The sequence below is a fragment of the Patescibacteria group bacterium genome (genome assembly GCA_041645165.1).
GTDB lineage: Bacteria > Patescibacteriota > Patescibacteriia > 2-02-FULL-49-11 > 2-02-FULL-49-11 > 2-02-FULL-49-11.
Genome location: JBAZQN010000014.1, coordinates 22709 through 42778, shown reverse-complemented (window position 1 = coordinate 42778; position 20070 = coordinate 22709). Strand labels below are relative to the sequence as shown.

19 protein-coding genes, 1 tRNA gene and 1 pseudogene are annotated in these 20070 nt (G+C 49.8%); 7 read left to right on the top strand and 14 right to left on the bottom strand.

All coding sequences use genetic code 11. The features are described 5' to 3' along the window. The first annotated feature begins 360 nt into the window (after nucleotides 1-360). The gene (locus WC659_05685; protein ID MFA4873396.1) at nucleotides 361-1344 is read left to right on the top strand and encodes a DHH family phosphoesterase; all 984 of its coding nucleotides are present in this window, start codon (nucleotides 361-363) and stop codon (nucleotides 1342-1344) included. Nucleotides 1345-1433: 89 nt separating this feature from the next. On the opposite strand, the gene WC659_05680 is transcribed toward WC659_05685, so the two are convergent. Both WC659_05680 and WC659_05675 read right to left on the bottom strand, forming a co-directional pair. Then, nucleotides 1434-2147 carry a phosphoribosylformylglycinamidine synthase subunit PurQ gene (locus WC659_05680; protein MFA4873395.1) on the bottom strand — a complete coding sequence of 238 codons (714 nt, stop codon included), beginning with the start codon at nucleotides 2145-2147 and terminating at the stop codon, nucleotides 1434-1436. Then, nucleotides 2144-4999, bottom strand: coding sequence for an AIR synthase-related protein (locus WC659_05675; protein MFA4873394.1), 2856 nt, complete (start codon nucleotides 4997-4999; stop codon nucleotides 2144-2146). Before WC659_05675 ends, WC659_05680 begins: the two co-directional genes overlap by 4 nt. A 410-nt stretch (nucleotides 5000-5409) precedes the next feature. On the opposite strand from WC659_05675, the gene WC659_05670 reads away from it, so the two are divergent. From WC659_05670 to WC659_05650, 5 genes are all read left to right on the top strand, one after another. Continuing rightward, entirely contained in the window at nucleotides 5410-6009 is a 600-nt protein-coding gene (locus tag WC659_05670; GenBank protein MFA4873393.1) for an ATP-dependent Clp protease proteolytic subunit, read from the top strand. 308 nt (nucleotides 6010-6317) lie between these two features. Beyond that, the gene (gene rny, locus WC659_05665; GenBank protein ID MFA4873392.1) at nucleotides 6318-7832 is read left to right on the top strand and encodes a ribonuclease Y; all 1515 of its coding nucleotides are present in this window, start codon (nucleotides 6318-6320) and stop codon (nucleotides 7830-7832) included. A gap of 177 nt (nucleotides 7833-8009) precedes the next feature. Then, complete coding sequence (locus WC659_05660) at nucleotides 8010-8807, top strand: TIGR00282 family metallophosphoesterase (protein ID MFA4873391.1); 798 nt, start codon at nucleotides 8010-8012, stop codon at nucleotides 8805-8807. Nucleotides 8808-8913: 106 nt separating this feature from the next. Next, nucleotides 8914-9189, top strand: coding sequence for an HU family DNA-binding protein (locus tag WC659_05655; GenBank protein MFA4873390.1), 276 nt, complete (start codon nucleotides 8914-8916; stop codon nucleotides 9187-9189). 218 nt (nucleotides 9190-9407) lie between these two features. Beyond that, nucleotides 9408-10778: a SpoIID/LytB domain-containing protein gene (locus WC659_05650; GenBank protein ID MFA4873389.1), complete on the top strand. Its 1371-nt coding sequence runs from the start codon at nucleotides 9408-9410 to the stop codon at nucleotides 10776-10778. A gap of 65 nt (nucleotides 10779-10843) precedes the next feature. Here the strand turns inward: WC659_05650 and WC659_05645 are convergent, their stop codons facing one another. Next, entirely contained in the window at nucleotides 10844-11671 is an 828-nt protein-coding gene (locus tag WC659_05645; protein MFA4873388.1) for a nucleotidyl transferase AbiEii/AbiGii toxin family protein, read from the bottom strand. Beyond that, the gene (locus WC659_05640) at nucleotides 11653-12366 is read right to left on the bottom strand and encodes a hypothetical protein (GenBank protein ID MFA4873387.1); all 714 of its coding nucleotides are present in this window, start codon (nucleotides 12364-12366) and stop codon (nucleotides 11653-11655) included. Before WC659_05640 ends, WC659_05645 begins: the two co-directional genes overlap by 19 nt. Before the next feature lie 232 nt (nucleotides 12367-12598). Here WC659_05640 and WC659_05635 point away from each other — a divergent pair. Beyond that, nucleotides 12599-12721 (top strand): annotated as a pseudogene (locus WC659_05635) (stage II sporulation protein D). 29 nt (nucleotides 12722-12750) lie between these two features. Here WC659_05635 and WC659_05630 read toward each other — a convergent pair. The 10 genes from WC659_05630 to WC659_05585 all read right to left on the bottom strand — a co-directional run bounded on the left by WC659_05630 (nucleotide 12751) and on the right by WC659_05585 (nucleotide 19889). After that, nucleotides 12751-13059 (bottom strand): hypothetical protein, encoded by a 309-nt coding sequence (locus WC659_05630; protein MFA4873386.1) that lies wholly within the window; start codon nucleotides 13057-13059, stop codon nucleotides 12751-12753. Nucleotides 13060-13266: 207 nt separating this feature from the next. Next, nucleotides 13267-13338 (bottom strand) — tRNA-Cys (locus WC659_05625). 319 nt (nucleotides 13339-13657) lie between these two features. Continuing rightward, entirely contained in the window at nucleotides 13658-14206 is a 549-nt protein-coding gene (locus WC659_05620) for a hypothetical protein (protein ID MFA4873385.1), read from the bottom strand. 103 nt (nucleotides 14207-14309) lie between these two features. After that, on the bottom strand, nucleotides 14310-14855 hold the full coding sequence (locus WC659_05615; GenBank protein MFA4873384.1) for a PH domain-containing protein: 546 nt from the start codon (nucleotides 14853-14855) through the stop codon (nucleotides 14310-14312). Between the two features lie 136 nt (nucleotides 14856-14991). Continuing rightward, entirely contained in the window at nucleotides 14992-15240 is a 249-nt protein-coding gene (locus WC659_05610) for a hypothetical protein (GenBank protein MFA4873383.1), read from the bottom strand. Nucleotides 15241-15590: 350 nt separating this feature from the next. Continuing rightward, nucleotides 15591-16616 (bottom strand): Holliday junction branch migration DNA helicase RuvB, encoded by a 1026-nt coding sequence (gene ruvB, locus WC659_05605; GenBank protein MFA4873382.1) that lies wholly within the window; start codon nucleotides 16614-16616, stop codon nucleotides 15591-15593. 164 nt (nucleotides 16617-16780) lie between these two features. After that, nucleotides 16781-17008 (bottom strand): hypothetical protein, encoded by a 228-nt coding sequence (locus WC659_05600; protein ID MFA4873381.1) that lies wholly within the window; start codon nucleotides 17006-17008, stop codon nucleotides 16781-16783. 178 nt (nucleotides 17009-17186) lie between these two features. After that, on the bottom strand, nucleotides 17187-19067 hold the full coding sequence (locus WC659_05595) for a VanW family protein (protein ID MFA4873380.1): 1881 nt from the start codon (nucleotides 19065-19067) through the stop codon (nucleotides 17187-17189). Nucleotides 19068-19133: 66 nt separating this feature from the next. Then, a complete protein-coding gene (locus tag WC659_05590) occupies nucleotides 19134-19379 on the bottom strand; it encodes a DUF3006 domain-containing protein (protein MFA4873379.1) in 246 nt (81 codons plus the stop codon). Between the two features lie 30 nt (nucleotides 19380-19409). Further along, nucleotides 19410-19889 carry an Hsp20/alpha crystallin family protein gene (locus WC659_05585; GenBank protein MFA4873378.1) on the bottom strand — a complete coding sequence of 160 codons (480 nt, stop codon included), beginning with the start codon at nucleotides 19887-19889 and terminating at the stop codon, nucleotides 19410-19412. Nucleotides 19890-20070: the final 181 nt, after the last annotated feature.

Below are 20070 nucleotides of genomic sequence, written 5' to 3'. Positions count from 1 at the left end.
TATGGCGGCTCACACCTTTTTGTTTTAATCCCTCACTCGCGGTTCATTCATCTCTCCACAGATTGGGGGATCATTATGCGGTGGAATGGGGTTAAAAGATAGGTATCATTTTGTATTGTACAAGACTGCGTCTTGATTTTTTCCACCCGTATGGTAGTTTATAATGTTGTTCAATATAGAACAGGGTAACAATTTAGCAATTTAAGGTAACTGCTTAAAGGCTTCAACACGACGCGAAGGAATGCCAATTTTTCGAGGATTTAGGCGCGAGGGATGCTAGGTCGCGTCCGCAGAAAAATTGTGCATTCCGAACGGCAACATATAACAACATAACAATTTAACCATTTAACAATTTTCGGAATGCGCGACTTCCTCTTCCAAGCAAAAAGCGTACTCTCTGCCATTCAGGCGGCCGACCATATCCTGGTCGTGACCCACCAAAAACCCGACGGCGACGCGGTCGGGTCGGCTGCGGCTATGGTCGGCTACTTGGAAAAGCTTGGCAAGGAATCCTTGGTGTTCTGCCAACACCCTCCGCAGGACATGTTCCACTTCCTTCCCCACATGAATAAATTTACTACTGACGCGTCGGTGGTGCACTCGCCGCGGTATGACCTCATGATTGTCCTTGACTCTTCAGACCTTGCCTACGCGGGCATTGAAGAGCTTTTGCATTCAAGGAAAGAGCCGCTCCCTCCCCTCGTGAACATCGACCACCATGCGTCAAACGTGTACTTCGGAGAATTCCACCTCATCGACCCTGCGGCGCCGTCCACCACCACCGTCCTCTACCGCCTCATCGCCGCCGAGCACCGGCACCTCATCGACGCGCCGCTTGCCACCTCGCTGCTCACGGGCCTGCTCACCGACACCGGGCACTTCTCCAACCCCGCAACGAATGAGGTTGCGCTTGCGGTGGGCGCGGAGCTCTTAATGCACGGCGCCCGGTTCCGCCAAATCACCGCGGCGACGTGGCAAAATCGCGAGATCGGCACACTCCACTTGTGGGGAAAGGCGCTCGCGCGCTTGCAGTACTCCCCCCGCTACCGCCTCGCTTCTACCATACTCACGCTCGAAGATTTCCGGACGGCGCGCGTAGAAGGGGACCCCACCGAAGGGATTGCCAACTTCCTCGCCAACCTTAAAGAAGCGGACGTCATCCTGGTCCTCAAGGAACAGGAAGGCGGCACCGTCAAGGGAAGCCTGCGCACGGTGCACCCCGACATTGACGTGTCCCGCCTTGCGCTCGCCTTAGGCGGAGGAGGGCACAAGAAAGCCGCAGGTTTTAAGATTCAAGGGAAACTCATCCGCACGCCACAAGGATGGAAGATTATCATTGGCTAAAACGTACAAAGAATTTTTTAGACAAAAATAGTCGCCTGTCCTTTCGTCAGGCGACTTTAAATTTACGAACAATGTTTCGTTACTATTTTTCACATTACTGCTTTAACTCCGGCCCTGAATATGGGCCACCCCTGATCGCCAAGTAAACGATGCACACGACGTTCAGGATGCGGCATCATGCCCATGATCGTCCCAGTTGAGTCGCAAATTCCGGCGATAGGACTGCCACTCGGACTAGCCGGGTATTTGGTACTGCCTTTCTGACTGCCGTAGGTTGCCACGATATCTAACATGGTACCCTCTGGGTACACCAGCCGCCCTTCAGCATGAGCGACCGGCAGTGTTATTTCCATACCGTCTAACCCTTCTATCCATATACACTGCACTCCCCTAGGTTGGTGTAAATGGATTTTGGTATCACCCCAGTGTTCGAAACGAGCGCTGAGGTTGAGATCCAATATTGCCTTTTGTCCAGGGCCGGGGAGTAGGCCAGATGCAACTAGGATCTGGAATCCGTTACACACCCCCAAAATAGGGATCCCTCGTTCCATCACCAATGCTAACTGGGCACGAAGTAAGTGTTGCAGATCCACAGCCGCGACTCGCCCAGCACCGAGGTGGTCTCCCCAACTGAAACCGCCTGCAATGCCAATCAAATCAGCCTCATGGAGACCGCGACGGCCATCAATCAGCTGCTGCAGTGGTACTACTTCAGCGCGCGCACCTGCGAGCTCAAATGCATGCGCCATTTCCGGGTGACAATTTGTCCCTGGAAACCACGGAACCAATACGATCGGTCTCATAGTACCACCTCCTTAAATGTATTGAGCCATTGGGTTGCAAGTAGATCTGTTGGGCAACGGAACAACTGTTTGCTTCGATGATTCACCTCAATAATTGGCACATCAGAGACCTCACCAAGAAGGTGACAGTTACCATTACTAAGAAAATCCCGCCAGTTACCATTCGATGAGGCAAACAATATAGCGCCGTTAAGTTCTCCGAACATCCATAATAGTGGATCACTTTCAAGTGAGATAGTGCATCCCAGCCCGCTCCCAATGCTCATCTCAAAGAGCCGGCGGATAAGGCCGCCCTCTGCGACGGCAGATCGGGAATGGATTTGTTTCTGCCACTGTAGTCTTGTGAGCATCCGATGGTACCGAGTGAGCCCTGATCGCAGCTTCAACAGGTCAACTTCTGGCAGTGCATCCCCTCGCGCGCCAAAAAGATCCAATAGTACTGATCCGCCGAGATTTATTTTTTTTAGTCCCGGTGTATAGAGTACGAGTTGATCTCCTGGTTTAGCGAATGCCTTCGGAATCAGCTGGAAGGCATTAATCAATCTGCCAACCGCGAGCACGTCCAGAGTTAACGGCGCATCAATACGTTCGCCATTCTTCCCGAAAAACGTCCCACTAGAACTGTCCTTCCCGGTAATCACTGGTACACGGAGCTCTTCAGAAGCAGGAACATAGCCGTGCTTTACAAGCTGCACCAGTTTCCAGGCGTTCTCCGGACTATCGAGGACGCTTGGTGTGTAAAGATTGGCGCAATAGGTAATGTTATCTATACGGAACCCTGCTGCGACCAATTTAGTTACTGCCTGCGCCATCATCAGTTTCCCGAGCCCGGCCGGATCGATATCGCCATAGAATTGGTTTACGGCATTGGCAATGCCGCAAGCCCAACGCCTGCCGCGTACCGGTGTGGTCACAAACAATTCATCCGGCATTCGCTCGCCCTTGCCACCCATATACGTCATAACCGTATTGCCTTGCACGGTTTGATCGTATTGGTGGGCAGCCCCAGATTGGTCCGACAGATTGAAATGTCCCAGGTGTCTTTGAATCAGATCAATCCACTGAGTCTCGCTATCTGGCACTGGTGGGAAAAATGGTTTATCTTGATGCATCGGCTCTTTGACCTGAATATCCGGCAATGGACTATATCCTGTAAGGAATGAGTATGGTAAATCTACCACAATCATTCCGTCCATGGCAGGTATTGGATCAGACAGCCATTGGGTGTGATTTAATTCTGCATTATAGATTACCTGGCAACGTTTGGTATCCGTAAAAATACCGATTGCTGTTGCCGGAACTCCATAGTCAGTAAGAATACCCATCGCTTCTGCTAATTTCGCAGGTGGTATGCACAACACACCACGCTCTTGGCTTTCTGAAAGCCATACTTGCCAAGGCAGCATACTGACGCACTTCAAGGGTACCCAGGCGAGGTTAATCCACACGCCTGTCCCTTCACCCATTTCGCCCACTGCCGAGCTTAGGCCAGCCGCGCCGCAATCAGTGCACGCGCGAATACAACCAGCGTCACGGAGTATGGGTATCACCTCCATGCACTTTCTCTCTTCAATCGGCATTCCTATCTGAACGTGAGCAGCGTCCACGGTGGTGGTTTCATGGGTCGACGCAGCCGAACTGACTGTCGCACCATGAATCCCGTCGATGCCAGTGTCTCCGCCAATCAGCACCACGAAATCGCCCGGTTGCGGTTCACCTTTCTGCGCGCGCGATTCAGGGATGATGCCTATTGAATGCCCAAGCGCAAATCCCTTTACGTTGTTCGAATGAATCATGTACTGCGACCAAGCCATGGGAATACCCATGGGATTGGTGTATTGTCCCGTCCCACGAATTGACTCCAAGAGCACGGTTCGTGGATGGATAGCGCCTTTTGGTAATTGTTCCCACGGCATCCGTGGATCACAGATACCCATAATCGTGGTGCCCGCGAATGGCCATCCGCCTTGTCCCGTGAAGATGACATCGCGAATAACACCTCCGTGCTTCGTCATGATCCCCCCATAAGGAGAACCAGCGAACGTGGGGGATATATGAGTTTCACCCTTGAAATTGATAGCCCAGCCACCGTAGAATCTCATCACCCCCGCATTGTCCTTAAAACAAGATACTACCAGCGGGTGGTTTATACGCCGGGTAGCTTCTTGGATACATTCCAAGAGCCCGAGCGCTCTTAAAGTGGTATGGCTACAATGGTCTCCCCACGCCGCGGCTACCATCTCAAGCTCGGCATCACGGATTATGCGTCCCTCTTTTTTAAAAAAACTATGAATCGCAAGAAGCTGTTTCGGCGAGAGGAATAGACGACGATTCTTCGAGAGATGCTTCATTTCCGCAAGGTTCATATGGGATATGTCATATTCTGATACACCCCCAGTTTGTCCCTGTGGCATGAGCGTTGACCACTCTACTCCCGGTGCAATAATGGTTTGCACCTGCGGGTTGTAAAGCCATCTGCTAGTAATTTCTTGCTCAGCCTCTTTATCAACCCCGACTAACTTATATCGGGTGGAGAGTCGTACCCATTGGATACCTTTTAATCCAAGGGCATCAATGGCGTGCTTCAAGGAGGACCATTCTGGATCCGTTATCGCTCGCTGATATCTCACCTCTCTTACCTCAAGTAATTTCGATTGAAACGAGACCTTTTCCACGACAGGGTTACAAAATAACCTCACAATTTCATCCCTTATTCCTTTATCGAGGTGATCCCCTTCAATGCATAACACGTCCTCGATACAGACTCCCCTGAGATCAGGATAGCCCACTCTTTGCAACTGTCGAAGCAGCTGAGTCGCACGCGGGTCATCTCCAATTCTTGTTTTATACATTTTTATTATCATCTGCTTTCAACTCCTTTTCTGTCTAAAATTCTCTGAATGGCAGTGCTGACCGCACTGGGCAACATGAGCCATTCGTAGTTTAATACCCTCTGAAGCTATTAATCCAAAACTTACTTTTTCCATCTTTCATTTTCCTCCATTTTAAATTGTCAACGCTTGCCTCTTGATTAAGAAACAAGCAACGATTTTTATTATTTTTACTTTTTTTCTATTACGTCATCTTACTACGCCCTATTTGGGATGAACAGGGGATAAAATATCATCAATCACGAATGTCTCCTCATCGTACGACACGTTTCCATGTGGCAAACAAACTGTATATTTGCCACCTTGTTGAAGCAAAACCCAAGTAATGATATCCTAGTGCTGTCTCATGAAGCATTAAATATATAAAACTTATGGCTACCACAAACCCCCGCAACCTTTATCTCATCCCCACCGTGATAGAAAAATCGTCCTACGGCGAGCGCGCCTATGACATCTACTCGCGGCTGCTGAAGGACCGCATCGTATTCCTCGGCGATACGATCGATGACGGCGTGGCAAATACGGTCATCGCGCAACTCCTGCTCCTTGATAGCCAGGACAAGGGACGCGACGTCAAGCTCTATATCAACAGCCCCGGCGGCTCGGTGAGCGCAGGCCTTGCGATTTACGACACCATGCAATATATCAAGCCGGATGTCGTCACGATTTGCGTGGGGCTCGCCGGCAGTATGGCAGCGGTGCTGCTCTCCGCAGGAGCGAAGGGCAAGCGGTTCGCGCTCCCCAACGGCGAGGTGCTGCTCCATCAGGTCATGGGCGGCGCAGAAGGTCAGGCGATTGATGTCAAAATCCGCGCGGAACACATACTGAAGGTCGAAGACCGGCTCAATAAAATACTGGCGAAGCACACTGGCCAGACGCTCCAAAAAATCGAAAAGGACACTGATCGCGATTTCTTCATGTCCGCGGAAGAAGCGAAAGAATTTGGTGTCATTGATAAAATTATAAGTTAAGCCTCCTGCTTGCCAAGCTATGCATGATGTGGTATCTTCTGTATACGGTCAAATCATTAACTATTCATAACACAAGGAACGGTTACCGTTAAGAGAAATCGAGGATAGAAGAGTTTCCACTACCACATCATTTTCTGTGATTCATACCACACAAATTCATACAGATTTACCCATTACCGAGTATAAATCCTTTTTAAGGATTCTTGTCGTGTCCGCGTAATTTCCAAAAAACGCGACCGTGGTACTGCCCTCATCGTCTTCTCAATAGCTCTTTGCGCCCCTATACCGTTCCATAGGAAAGGACTCTTATGGATTTTTTTATTCTGCTCATTGCCGTTCTGTTGAGCGGTGCCGCGGGCTTCGTAATACGGAAACTCGTAGCCCAGCAAGCGGCCGCCTCTGTTGAGGCAAAAACCAAGCGGCTCCTCGAGGATACGCGGACAAAGCAAAAAGAATTGCTCATTGAAGCGAAAGACAAGGCGCTCGCGATTATTGACGAAGCAAAAAAAGAAAAAGAGACCTATCTCCAAGAGCTTCATAACCAGCAGAAACGGCTGGAGAAACGGGAAGAGCTTTTTGATAAGAAACTCTTAGAGTTTGAAGACAAGCAGCAGCAGCTCACCGAGGCGCGCAAAAAAGTGGACCAGCTCAAAGAGGATCTTGGCCACTTGCGCGAGGAAACGCTCAAGAAACTGGAAATTGTCGCGGGACTCACCCGTGAGGATGCGAAACGGGTTCTTTTGGATAACACGGAAAATTCCGTCAAAGAAGAACTGCTGTCCCGCGTCAGGAAACTCGAGCGCGAAAGCTCGGAAGAGTGGGAGCGCAAAGCGCGGCACTATATCAGCATCGCCATGGAGCGATGCGCGTCCTCCCATGCCGTGGAAACGACGACCACGGTCATCTCAATCCCTTCTGATGATTTGAAGGGGAGAATCATCGGGCGCGAGGGGCGCAATATCAAAGCTTTTGAACAGCTTACCGGCGTGGAAATCGTCGTCGATGAAACGCCGCAGACGATCGTTATTTCCGGCTTCTCCATGATCCGCCGGCAGATCGCCAAAATTGCGCTTGAAAAACTCGTCCTTGACGGCCGCATCCACCCTGGCCGCATTGAAGAAGCAATCGACCAAGCTAAAAAAGAGCTCTCGGTAGAAATTAAAAAAGCGGGAGAAGATGCCGCCTATGAAGTGGGGGTGGCGGGACTGGACCCCAAGCTCCTCCAAATCCTAGGACGCCTCAAATACCGCACCAGCTACGGCCATAATGTCCTCTCCCATTCGATAGAAGTGGGGCTCCTCGCAGGGCTTCTGGCGGAAGAATTGGGCGCGAACGTGTCAGTCGCTAAAAAAGGAGGCCTGCTCCATGATATCGGAAAAGCAGTTGATCATGAAGTGCAGGGCGGCCATCCGGAAATAGGACGGGACATCATGAAGAAATTCGGGCTTCCTGAAGAAGTATCCTACATCGCCATCGCGCACCATGAAGATAATCCTTCCACTTTGGAAGGCATCATCGTGAAAGTGGCAGATGCCATCTCTGGCGCAAGGCCGGGAGCCCGCAAAGACACCTATGAACAGTACGTGCAGAGGCTTGAAGAGCTGGAGAAGATCGCGACATCTTTTGACGGCATTGAAAAAGCTTATGCGATCCAGGCGGGACGTGAAATACGCGTCTTTGCTAATCCTGACCGCATTGATGATTGGGCCGCGCAGAAGCTAGCGCGCGAAGTCGCCAATAAGATTGAGACAGAGCTCAAATATCCGGGAGAGATAAGAGTAACACTTATTCGGGAAAGAAGGGTGATTGAATATGCCAGGTAATAAATGCAAAATGTCACCGCAGAAGCGGGATCCCGCATACCACTGAGATTAATAATAATGTGCGGGACAAATCTCAAAATGCAACCCTTCGACAAGCTCAGGATGACAACCGTTATTTGTCATGGTGAGCCGAGTCGAACCATGATTTTTGACTTTTGATTTTTACATTAAGGTTGTATGCGCATTTTATTTTTTGGTGACATTGTAGGAAAGCTCGGGAGACGTGCGCTCGCCACAGTGATTCCTGAAGCGCGTGAAAGCTTGCAGCCTGATGCGATTATCGTGAATGGGGAAAATCTCGCGCACGGCATGGGCATCACGCGCAAAACCCTGACCGAAATCCTTACCCTTGGCATTGACGCAGTGACGAGCGGCAATCATATCAGCGACAAAGACGAGTTCACCGCCATTCTCACCGAACGCGAGAGCCGCGTAATCCGCCCTGCAAATTACCCTCCCGGAGTGCCTGGATCGGGAATGTGCACCATCCCCGTGGGATCACGAACACTCACGGTTATTAACCTTATGGGCCGCGTGTTTATGTCAGAAAACTTGGATTGCCCCTTCCGCACCCTTGATACACTCCTCCAAAGCGCCGAGGTGAAACAATCAAATGCCATTATTGTTGATTTCCATGCGGAAGCGACGTCAGAAAAAACTGCGCTAGGATGGTACGCGGACGGGCGCGTATCGGCGCTCCTCGGCACGCACACCCATATCCCCACCGCAGATGCACGAATACTCACCGATGGCACCGCCTACGTGACTGATGTGGGCATGGTAGGGGGCAGAGACGGGGTCATAGGGGTTGAGCGGCAAGGCCCTTTAAAAGGATTCCTGACCCAGCTCTCCACAAAATTCGAAGTGCTTGAATCCGGCGTCGCGCAGATCAATGCCGTGCTTATAGATATCGATCCCGCGAGCCGCCGCGCCACTGCCATTACCCGGTTTGATCGAGAGATCTCGATAGTGTAAACTAAAAGCGACTTCACGTAACCGGTACGCCATCATACGCAAAAGGTCGATCTTAACTTATAGCGTGAACTCGCGTATCACGTAGCATAAACAAGCTTATACGTATATGAATAAAGCAGAACTCATAGAAACCATTACGCAAAAAATAACACTTGCCCGCAAAGATGTGGAAGCGGTCCTCGATGCGTTTGAAGAAACTACCATTGCCACGCTCAAAAGCGGCGGCGAGGTGACCCTCACTGGTTTCGGCACTTTCATGACCAAACGCCGCGAAGCCCGCATGGGCGTCAATCCCCAACATCCCGAAGAAAGGATCCAGATCCCTGCGGTCACGGTCCCGAAATTCAAAGCAGGGAAAAATTTGAAAGAAGCGCTGAAATAATATCGAAAATTATTCTCATAAGGAATCCGCCGTACGTGCGGATTTCTTATTGTGAATATTTTCAAAAAATGATATACTATCATTACAGGGACTGATTGATTCGGTCTTTTTTCATCTCCCCCCGACGCTGATCTACGCAGATAAGTACGCGGATTAACGCGGATACAAATTGGAAAAACCGCATGCTTACTCATCGCTCTAACGCATTCTGGTTCATTGTGACCCTCGCAATACTGTGGTCCGCTCCTTTATTCGTGACAAATGCGGCGGTGCAGCCGACCGCGCTCGTGACCAATGCGGGCGCGAGCGTCATACGCCTGCTGCCTGAACAAGAGAAAAAACTTGCGTTCCAATTCTTAAATACCGGCACGACTACATGGCGCGCGAGCGGAGCTACCCCTATTCGTTTCCGGTTTAAAGGGTATGGCGCGTCGTTTTATCATGCTTCCTGGATTTCTCAAGAAATTCCGACGCGGTTGTCAGAGACCGCGGTAAAACCCGGCGAGGTGGGAACCTTTATGGTGACAGTGCAAGCGCCTCCTGCGGAAGGCCATTACCTGATCGCGCCCTACCTTATCCTGGGGCAGAAAAATGTACTCCATGACCGCATTGAACTCGATATGCAGGTGGAGATTCTGCGGCCGAAACCTGCTCCTCAGCCGGCATCCTCTGTGAATGAAACGACTTCCGCCTCCGGCGGCATTATCGCAGGAATATCCACCGCACCGCTTCTTGACCGCGAACCCACCATCCGCGTAGGACTTTTTGTGGCAGATGCGCCAATCACGATTGCGGCGGAAAGCGTGATGTCTATCGCCTCTGGAGGGATGCTCCTCGAAACCGTTGGTCCCGGCACTCTCGTAACTATATCCGGCAACAGCGCACGTTTCACTTATACCCTGCCGAACGGCGTCACGCGGGAAACCCATGCCTCCCTGCGCTTTGAGGCATTGGGCGGCGTCCTTGACATCCCGAGCCTTGAACAACGGGCAGAATGGAATAAAAAAATTAATGACAACCGTTTCCGCGGCATCCTCGAGCTTTACTATGCCGACAACACCCAGCGCTACTGGATAGTGAATGAATTGTCCATGGAGCAGTATCTCAAAGGTCTTGCAGAAACCTCGCAAGGCGCGCCGCCGGAATACCATAAAGCGCTCGCCATTGCGACACGCACGTATGCCCTTTACCATTGGTACGCAAAAAATAAGCATGGCGGGCATTTTGACGTAGACGCAAAATACGACCAGGTCTACCGCGGCTATGGAGCGGAACAGCGCCTCACTGATTTTGGGAAAGCGATAGAAGCCACCCGCGGCATTGTAGCGACCATAGGAGAAGACGTGGTAGTGACGCCTTACTTTTCGCAATCCGATGGCCGCACGCGCGCATGGTCAGAGGTCTGGGGCGGAAATAAACCGCATCTGGTATCCGTGTCTGTCCCTTGGGATCAAGGAAGAGCGCTCTATGGCCACGGCGTGGGGATGTCCAGTATGGGAGCCGCTTCAATGGCGCGGGAGGGAAAAACTTTTGAAGAAATACTCAAGTACTTCTACACCGGCATCACGCTCCGGAAGGCGTACGAGTGATATTCTGCTTAAAATCTCTACATACGAAACGATGGGTCACAAAGCGCTCCCGTCGTTTACACTAACTATAATTTCGCAATTTCTGCCCGGAGAATATCCTTGATATTCTTACTAAGGTTGCTCACGAAATCCTTATCTGCGATCAACGGCTCAAGATCAAGTACGATACTTCTCGCATTAACCTTTTCCACATTCATCAATAACGCTTTCTTTAATTCCTCCCGTGTCTTGATATCTCCCATACACGTTATATTCGGCTTGATTCCTTTCTGTAAATACCATAACAAATCGAAATAATCTCTACCCTTCACCTGCATCAAAATGCGTCCGTCTTTGTCGGTCTTCTCCCATGTGCGCTGTAGTACCGCCTGTACTTTCGTAGCCATCAAAGTAGCCAAGTCAAATGTCCGTATAATCATTGATTTCCCTTCCTTAAAAAGAGGAATCATCTCTATTTTATAATTTTTACAATAATCGAAACGGTCGAAGACTTCGACCTTCAGAAATAAAAGATCGGATTCGCCCGGGGTTGCCAGCCCCAATTCACTCAAAACGGAAAATTTAAGGTACACCCGATACTTCTGCACCGTGGCTTTCACCTCCAAATCTGTGTTTTTTTTCAAATAATCGGCGATATCGCGCGCAAGCTCCGGCAGCACAACCGATTTTCCCAAATCAACAAAGTCGAGGTCTTCCGAACGGCGCGGTAATCCATGGCAATGCGCAAGGCACGAACCGCCGTAAAAAACTAATTTACTATAAGAGGGATGAGAATAGAGGTAATCCAAAACCACCACCTGCAGATACTCTTTCAAAATATTCCTCTTGAAGACATTGGTCAGCGCGGCTGTTTTGTCTAATAAATTTTGGAGAATTAATTTTGTCGTTTCCATATTCCTGTAAGCCATTGATACATTTGTTTCATTTTCTCTGATCCTTCTCGTTCTATGTATTTTTTCAATTCCTGCTGATCTTTTATTTTAAAACTACCCATATTCAAACGCAGCGCTTCCATCGCTGATGCATCCGGCAGGAAATTTTTACGTAAATATAAATAATCAAATAAAGCCTTTGCCTTGGTCGCCTTGAAGATGTCTAAATTATCATATTTGATGATAGTATAACCGGTGAACAGCCGGCTCGTTATTTTATGGTAAAAAAAATTACCCAATGCGTTGACTATTCGCGTTGTTTTATTTTTGCTTACTAAAGTGAAATTGCGCGGCATTTCCGTCAACAGATTATGTTCCGCCAGCACATATTCCAGGCTCAAATAGGACGGCTCATAGAGGATACGGGCGATGAATTCAAGATACGCGGAGAGTCTGCCATGTTTTTCCAAGACATCAAGATACTCTCTCGTAACATAAAAGCCTTTTTTTATCCTCACCACTTTACCAGCTTTCTCGTAGCGTGAAAGCAGAATTTTTAAATAGGTCCTGTTTTTCTCAATGCCTGTTAAATGCGCAAAATTAAAGTAAGGCAGCGTTTTAACGAGGGACATGATACGGCCGATTTTGGAACGAATACGGTAATTGTCTCCCCCTTGCGAAGGGGGAGCAAGGAGGGGGTCTCTTTTTTTGGCCATATTTCCTGAATGTTCAATATGTAGATCATTTCTTATAGTATACTATAATAGTATACTATTGGAAACGACGTGTCAACAGGTATCAAACTTGGCCTAGGCCGGAATCGCCCGGTCATACGACCGGGCGCCCCGTCGAATGACGGGGCGAAACCTACCTTAGTCCGGAGGCCTGGGGGGGAATAAACCGCACCTGGTATCCGTGCCTGTCCCTTGGGATCAAGGAAGAGCGCTCTATGGCCACGGAGTGGGGATGTCCAATATGGGCGCCGCCGCCATGGCGCGCGAGGGGAAAACTTTTGAAAATATACTCAAGTACTTCTATACCGGCATCACGCTGCGAAAGGCGTACGAATAAGCACCTTTTTGTATTTACCATTGTAACAACTAACCAGATTCACCTGCTTCACGAATCTCTTTACTCCTAAGGCTAGATATAAGATCTAAACCGTGTATAAACTTACTAAGATCTTCCTTCGTCCAACCTAACTCAACTAACACGCCTGCATCTGAACCGATGTTTCTCAAAAAAACCTTTACTTCACCTAGCGCATTAAACGTCTCCTGCCTGATTTCGTATAACCCCCTTTCACTTAATTCACGACTCGCTCTTTTAAGCTCTTCCAAGTTGGGGACATCGGCATATTTACGTTCCCCAGCTTCTACTGGAATCTCTCCATTATGTGGCATTGGCATACAATTCTTGTAAGCTGATAAAAGGCCTGGGGGGAAATCGAACCCCCGCATAAGGGTTTTGTCCCGCTACGCGGGATCTGGCGTAGCCAGACAGACTTTTAACAGAAACCTATTAGGCCATGGTGGGATTCGCACCCACGAATAGCGGTTTTGTCCTGCTGCGCAGGATCTCGCGAAGCGAGACAGACTTTTCAATAGAGAACAACTAGGCCTGGGGGGGAATCGAACCCCCGTATAAGGGTTTTGCAGACCCATGCCTTACCACTTGGCTACCAGGCCATATTTTTTCCTCATAATCTCTTTTTGTTGATGATTTTTTAAAAACCTCTCATACCTCACCGCCTCTGCTCTTGTATTAAACTCCTTGTATTCGAGCAGCTTCCAAGGTCTATAACCTTTTGTAGACCTTACCATTCCTCGATTATGTTGTCCAAGGCGAGTTTGTATATGGCCGGTACTCCCAATATAAATATCACCATTCTTAATACTTAACAATACGTAAGTATAATACCGCTGGCTACCAGGCCGAAAAAATATAGTAGCATGACTATTGCTACTATACCAGACTGCCTATGATCGCTCAATAAGTTACCTCCTCCTAATTATAAACCTCAATGGTCGCAACCTTTGCGCCAAACTGCAATGCCTCTTCACGCGTAGTCATCCATACATCCACACGGTCGGAAAAACGCGGGTGCATACGATCCGTGACATAAAACACTTTATCGCCGAATAACCCAGGGATTCGCACACGCGTGCCAAAAGGGAGGAAGTTCGCAGCTATGATGCCGTCTTTCACTCGTGTGCCTGATGCGGTCGTCCAAGGATCGCCGTCAGTCTGATCGACCGTGGACGAATAGGCAGTAATCACTACGGCGTGCTGAGCGCTCAAAACCAGAGATTCTATCTGCGGCAGGGGTTGCGGCAAGACTCCCTCAATAGAGGTTTCAAAGCCTTGCCGTGCAGTATATTCCTCCCACGAAAGCGATGCAGGATTTTTAATCTGACTTGCCTCAATGAGCGCATCTTCATCGCTCTTCTGCAAGTCCGCGGGAAATGCCGCCGCAGAGTGCGGAAACGCCATCAGTTCAAAAAGCAATACGCTTATGGCTACTACAGTAATATATTTGTGGTGCCCATGGTTCATAAATTTTGGGTAACAAAAAAGGACCTTACGATCCTTTACGAAAAATGGATAAATTGTTACGAACGCACTAGCCTATCAGAAGGTGGGGGTTATGTCAAGGGTTTTAGGGATTCATGGGATGTTCATGCTTATCATGCTCCACCAGTTCTGTGATACGCAACGCCACTTGGGTCGGGTGCGGCACTTGCTCAAAAAGGAACCGCTGCATTTCTGCCGCAGACTGTATGGATACGTCGCCATAGTCAAGAAAGGTGCCAAAAAATCCTTGCTGTGACGAAGACACATCCTGCACCCGAAAAAGCTTTTGTTCCGATATGCGGCGGTTAAAAAGCCCCATTTGTTCGATATTGATAATCCGCCTATTGGTCACAATCCACACGTCCAGATAATAGTCGATGAATGCGCGGTAAAAAAAGAGCCATACATAAAGCTCATAAATGTACACCAATAGTGTAGCAAGAATCACCCTGATTTCGTCATCAAAAAAGGTCGGCAGATTGCGCTGCAGAAGATACCACGCAAGCAGCGGCAATACTGCAAACACTATGAACATGGCCACCTCGCGGAGAATAATGAATATGTGCCTCCTCAAGAGCAGTACCACCTCTTCATCGGGCGCCTGATTCGGGAGATGATGGATATTCAACATAAATTAAACTTCGCACGTTAGTAGCGTAAACTAGCATTGTACTGGCGTAAGGTGGCTTCTACTGATGGGGTAGAAGCTACTTTGCGCTACATTGTACACTACTTTGCGCTTATTATTGAAATTCCTATAAGTGAAATTAATAAACGACGGACGTGAGTGAAGAAAATATATTGATCGTCTGGGACCAGTCAACCGTATTGATAAATTGGACCGCTGAAGTGAGGAGGAATGCGGATATCACGATATAGAGCGAAAGGGTGAGGAAATTGAAAAACGTCGTCTGGCCGAACCGCAGCGCATGATACACGAGAAAAAAGCTCATAATGAGAAACCCGAGCGCAAGCACGCCGTAGATGGCAAGGAATATGTAAATGGGCAGTTCCATACCCAGTATATCAACATCCAACGCCACACTCGGCTGGCGTTGTATGATTATGGTGAATGAATGCGACTAAGGTGGAATAATACATATTAAGGTTAGGAACAAGAGTGTGGCGATCGATGAGGGAGGCATGTAATACCTCTCCTGCACACTTATAGAGTTTATCACATATTATATTCTGTACTATTTAAAGGTATCGCCTCCCTCTTGGATGTTGTATTGCTGGGCATATGATTTCTTTAGATGAGCCCTGTACCGCACCCTTGGGCGCCGTAAAAATAACATATTCAACCATTTAAAACCGTACGTCATAAAGATAAGACAAGCCCATGGGTAAAATGAAATGTTATTTTTTAAGCGCCCTTGGGTATGGCGACGCCGAGGTGCTGATAGGCGGAGTCGGTCACGCTCCTGCCGCGCGGCGTGCGCTGCAAAAATCCTATCTGCATCAAATACGGCTCATAGACTTCCTCGATAGTTTCCATTTCTTCCGCGACAGCGGCCGCAATCGCGTTCAATCCCGCAGGGCCTCCTTTGAATTTTTCGATAATCACCGCGAGGATGCGCCGGTCAATCTCATCCAGCCCCAACGCATCGACCTCAAGCATGTGAAGCGCTTCAAGCGCAAGCACACCAGTTATGCTGCCATCACCTTTCACCTGGGCAAAGTCCCTTAAGCGTTTCAAAAGCCTGTTCGCCACCCGGGGAGTCCGGCGCGCCCGCTGCGCAAGCGCTCCTGCGGCGTCAAGGGCAATGCTCACGTCAAGAATGCGTGCTGACCGCCTGACCACGCGCTCGATTTCATCGTGGGTATAAAAATCGAGACGGAATGTCGAGCCGAAACGGTCCCGTAAGGGCGAGGAAAGGAGCGAAAGCCGCGTGGTCGCGCCCACCAGGGTGAACTTTGGCAAATCAAGCCTTAGAGTGCGCGCAGAAGGTCCTTTGCCAAGGACAATGTCGAGCGCGTAATCCTCCATGGCCGGGTAAAGCACCTCTTCAATCACCTTATTGAGGCGATGGATTTCGTCAATAAAAAGAATGTCGCCGTCGCTTAAATTCGTGAGTATGGCCGCGAGGTCTCCCGCGCGCTCGATCGCAGGACCGGATGTCACCCGGATATTTACTCCCATCTCCCGCGCGATGATATGGGCTAAGGAAGTCTTCCCGAGTCCGGGCGGCCCGTAGAGCAGCACATGTTCGAGCGGCTCCTTCCTTTTCTTCGCCGCGCTCATGAACACTTTCAGGTTCTCCTTGATGCGCTCCTGGCCCACATACTCCTCAAGCGTTTGCGGCCGCAGCTGCGCATCAAGCGAGCGGTCCTCGGGCCGCTCCTTCATGCTCACCACGCGTTCTTGTGCATTATCGGTTAATTTGGCCATACCCACATTTTATACTGCACCGCTTCCGTTGACAAATTTACCCCTCTATGCTAAACTTCTCTGTTTTTAGGAAAAACCTGTAAAAGAGGGTAAAAAATAACTACTTCTGCGCCAGTTTTGAAAAAGCAGCTTTCTGCCTTAAAAACCATAGATCCTTTCTCTTGTCAGCCTGCAGGCACGACGAGCATGGGGACCTGTGTGAGGGTATTCTCGGGAGCGATCCTAAGATACGTCCTTGCGCACGGTTTTCTTGCCTGCAGGCTCATGGGAGAGAAGGGCACTTCAAACTCACTAACAATAAAATATCTGCGTTCAGCCGCATAAGCATTTAACTCTACTCCAGAAAAAAGGTAATGCGGCTGATATCTGCGTATATCTGCGTGATAATTCATTTAAAAAATACACTCTGATACTCGTTTGATATTTCTCAACCTTCTGGCTGACACCCTATTTGGGCAGTACGTTTCCCGCCGATGAGGCGGGATCCAATCCTCCTCTGCTTAAACAGAGATGTCAGCGGAAGATTAAGGAATACTGAATATTTCACCCCCCGCAATTGCGGGGGTGTTTTTATGGTGCAGATTCGGTGGTTTCCGCCTTTGCGACCCCCACCAAGCACACCTCTTGCCATGCGCGATAATGGCTTTTAAATTCTTGCACCTTCTCCTCGCCGTTGGGGTAGCGCACCGTATACGTAAAAGAAGCGTTCGCGCCGTTATGGGGTGACTCCGTGCACTTCTTCTCTCCGGGTTTGAGTTCCGTCGTCTCGATGAGTTTCGTGGGAGGCGGCGCAACGATATTGGAAATGACCGGCGTCGTGCTGGTGGCAAACCTCCCGTCAGGGGTGCCCCATAATTCAAAAATTGCTTCATCGCCTTCGATGCGCGTCTGGAACAAAAGATGGAATGCCATATCATTGAAGAACGCAAAATCCGGTTTGGGATTATAAATCGTGGCATCCGTGCCTGCCGGCTCATAGTAACGGACCCGATACGAGTGGTTCTGCCTCTCGGTGATAGGCACGCCTGATGAGAGCGCCGCGCGAAACGAGGTGGTGCCGATCTGGCAAAGCCCTCCCCCGTATTCGGGCACGGTCCTGTCGCCTTTAATGACCAGTTCGGGAAGATATCCGTGTTCCGCATCAACGCTGCCTAAGGTTTTCAAGAGTGAAAATGTTTCTCCGGGAGCGATGAGCGTGCCGTTGACCGCGGCCGCGCCGACGGCAATGTTATGCCGGCGGTTCTTGGGGCTCCCGCTGAAATTCGAACGCCCTGCTCCCAATAATTCACGTATCCCCAACTCGTTGACTTCCGCAGTATTGATTTTTGCTTTCGTTTCCCTCACTACTACGTCCACGCTCTGCTGCGAGTGTGCAAGCAGTCCTTCTTCCCACGCCCTGCGGGTCGCGTCCACGTCTATCTCCTTCCCGTCACGCGATGCTTGAAACTCAACCACCTTCCCGTCCTTGATATCAAACTTTGCGTCAACCGCAGGCGAATCAATCATTTGCTGGTAAGGTTTTATAAATTCCGCGATGCGTTCCGGTATAAAAGCAAGCCGTACCTCTCCTTGTTCATCGCGCGCGGCCGTGAGCCATTCTGTCACACGTTCCCTGGTGAGCGAGGTATCAAGAAAGATATAGGAGGAAGAGTTCTCTTTTTCCGATTCTTTATCATTCGCAGGGAGTATTACTTCGAAAGGCGCACGCGAAAGAATGGCAGGAATGGATGCGACGAGAAGCTGCACCTCTATAGCAGTAATAGAGGGGGAAGCGGGCACCAAAGTAAGGGTGATGGGGCTATTTTCGAATTGGCTGAGAATGGCGGCCAGATTCGCGCTCGCCCGCGCCATATCAATGACCGCGCCGGATGATTCAGGAATAATATTAGCGTCACCCGCGGGATTTACACGCAACTGCGCGTCATGGGGCAAAGACTCGTATGCGCCGAATACATCTCTAACCACCTGCATGAATCGCTCTTGGTCAATCGTATATCGCGCAGGTATATTAAAAGGAGATACACGCAGGCCAAGCGCGGCCAATGAGTAGGTAAGCCATCCGCCGGGGCGAGACGGACGGCCAAGCGCCATTGCCGATGACACCATGGCGTCGGTATCATAGGCGATGAGGTCATAGGTGAGATCAGGATCGCCAATCGCCGATACGGTGGGAAGTATGGTAATGCGCTTTCCAAAGCCTTCAATCTCCACGCCCCGCCGATTCAGGGCCTCCACGCGCTCCTCTATCCGCCCCCTCGCTTCTTGAAGGGCAAGACCGCCTAAGGGGATGCCGCCGACCGATACGCCAGGATACACTCTTCCCCGATAATAAGAGGGGTAGAGCAACACTAAACCACCCACCCCGACCGCTGCGACGCATACCATACTAATCAGGATGACAGACCATCGCGTATGTTGCTTATCCCCATTTTTATTTTTCACCTCATCCATAGAGTAAAAAAATAGGCAGCGTAAGGATCCCCTGCACCGCCGCACAACGAATATCCCACTCCTCACTTATTCATTGCGTTTGAGCAGTTCGGTGAGCATTGCCCTTGCCAACTGTTCGCGCTCCACGTCTTCGCTTGCAGCCGTGGAAAGGGTAAGGCGCACAACCGTGCCCTCCTTCGCATGGTCAGGAAGCTTCTTCACCGGCCATTTCAGCTCCTGCCCTCCTTCCACACGCACCACCGCCATCATTCCCTCAAACCGGTCTATCACCGCCTGTAGTGAATACCGTTCTAATTCTTCAGGTTCAGACATACATTTCCATAAACTCCTTATGAGAAAATTTTATATACTTTCTTCCCCCTCGTCCATCACCTCCACCACGGTTGACCGCGACTTCAGATTTTTGGGGATTTCCAATTTCAGGATGCCGTTGCGGAATGTGGCTTTTGCTCCTTCCGTGTGCACTTCCACCGGCAATACGATTGAGCGCGAGAAGGAGCCCCAGTAGCACTCTTGATAGAGGTAGTGTTCGTCCGGAATCTGTTCCTCTTTCTGCCGCACGCCCCGTATGGTCACGATATCATTCTGGATCTCCACGGAGACCTCCTCCGGCTTTACGCCGGCGATGACAGACACGATGACAATGGATGAAGGCGTCTGATAGACGTCCACCGCAAGCTCCCCTTCCTCGGCCGGGCGCATCCATACGCTTTCCGCAGACGCGGGCGCAGGCCGGGACGGCGCAACCAACATCGAATCCTGCGAAAGATCATCCATCGAGGCGCTCTTCTCAAGGATACGGTCTATCAACGATGTGGACATACGCGTTACGCAGAAGAAATGAATATTATAAACTCCGCACGTTAGTGGCGTACACTGGCGTAGGGCTGGCGTACACTGGCTTCTATATAAGTTGGGGCATAGAAGCTACCAGTCGCCACATGATACGCTACTTAACGCTTATTATTGAAATTCTAATACAATAAGTATAATGTATTTCATA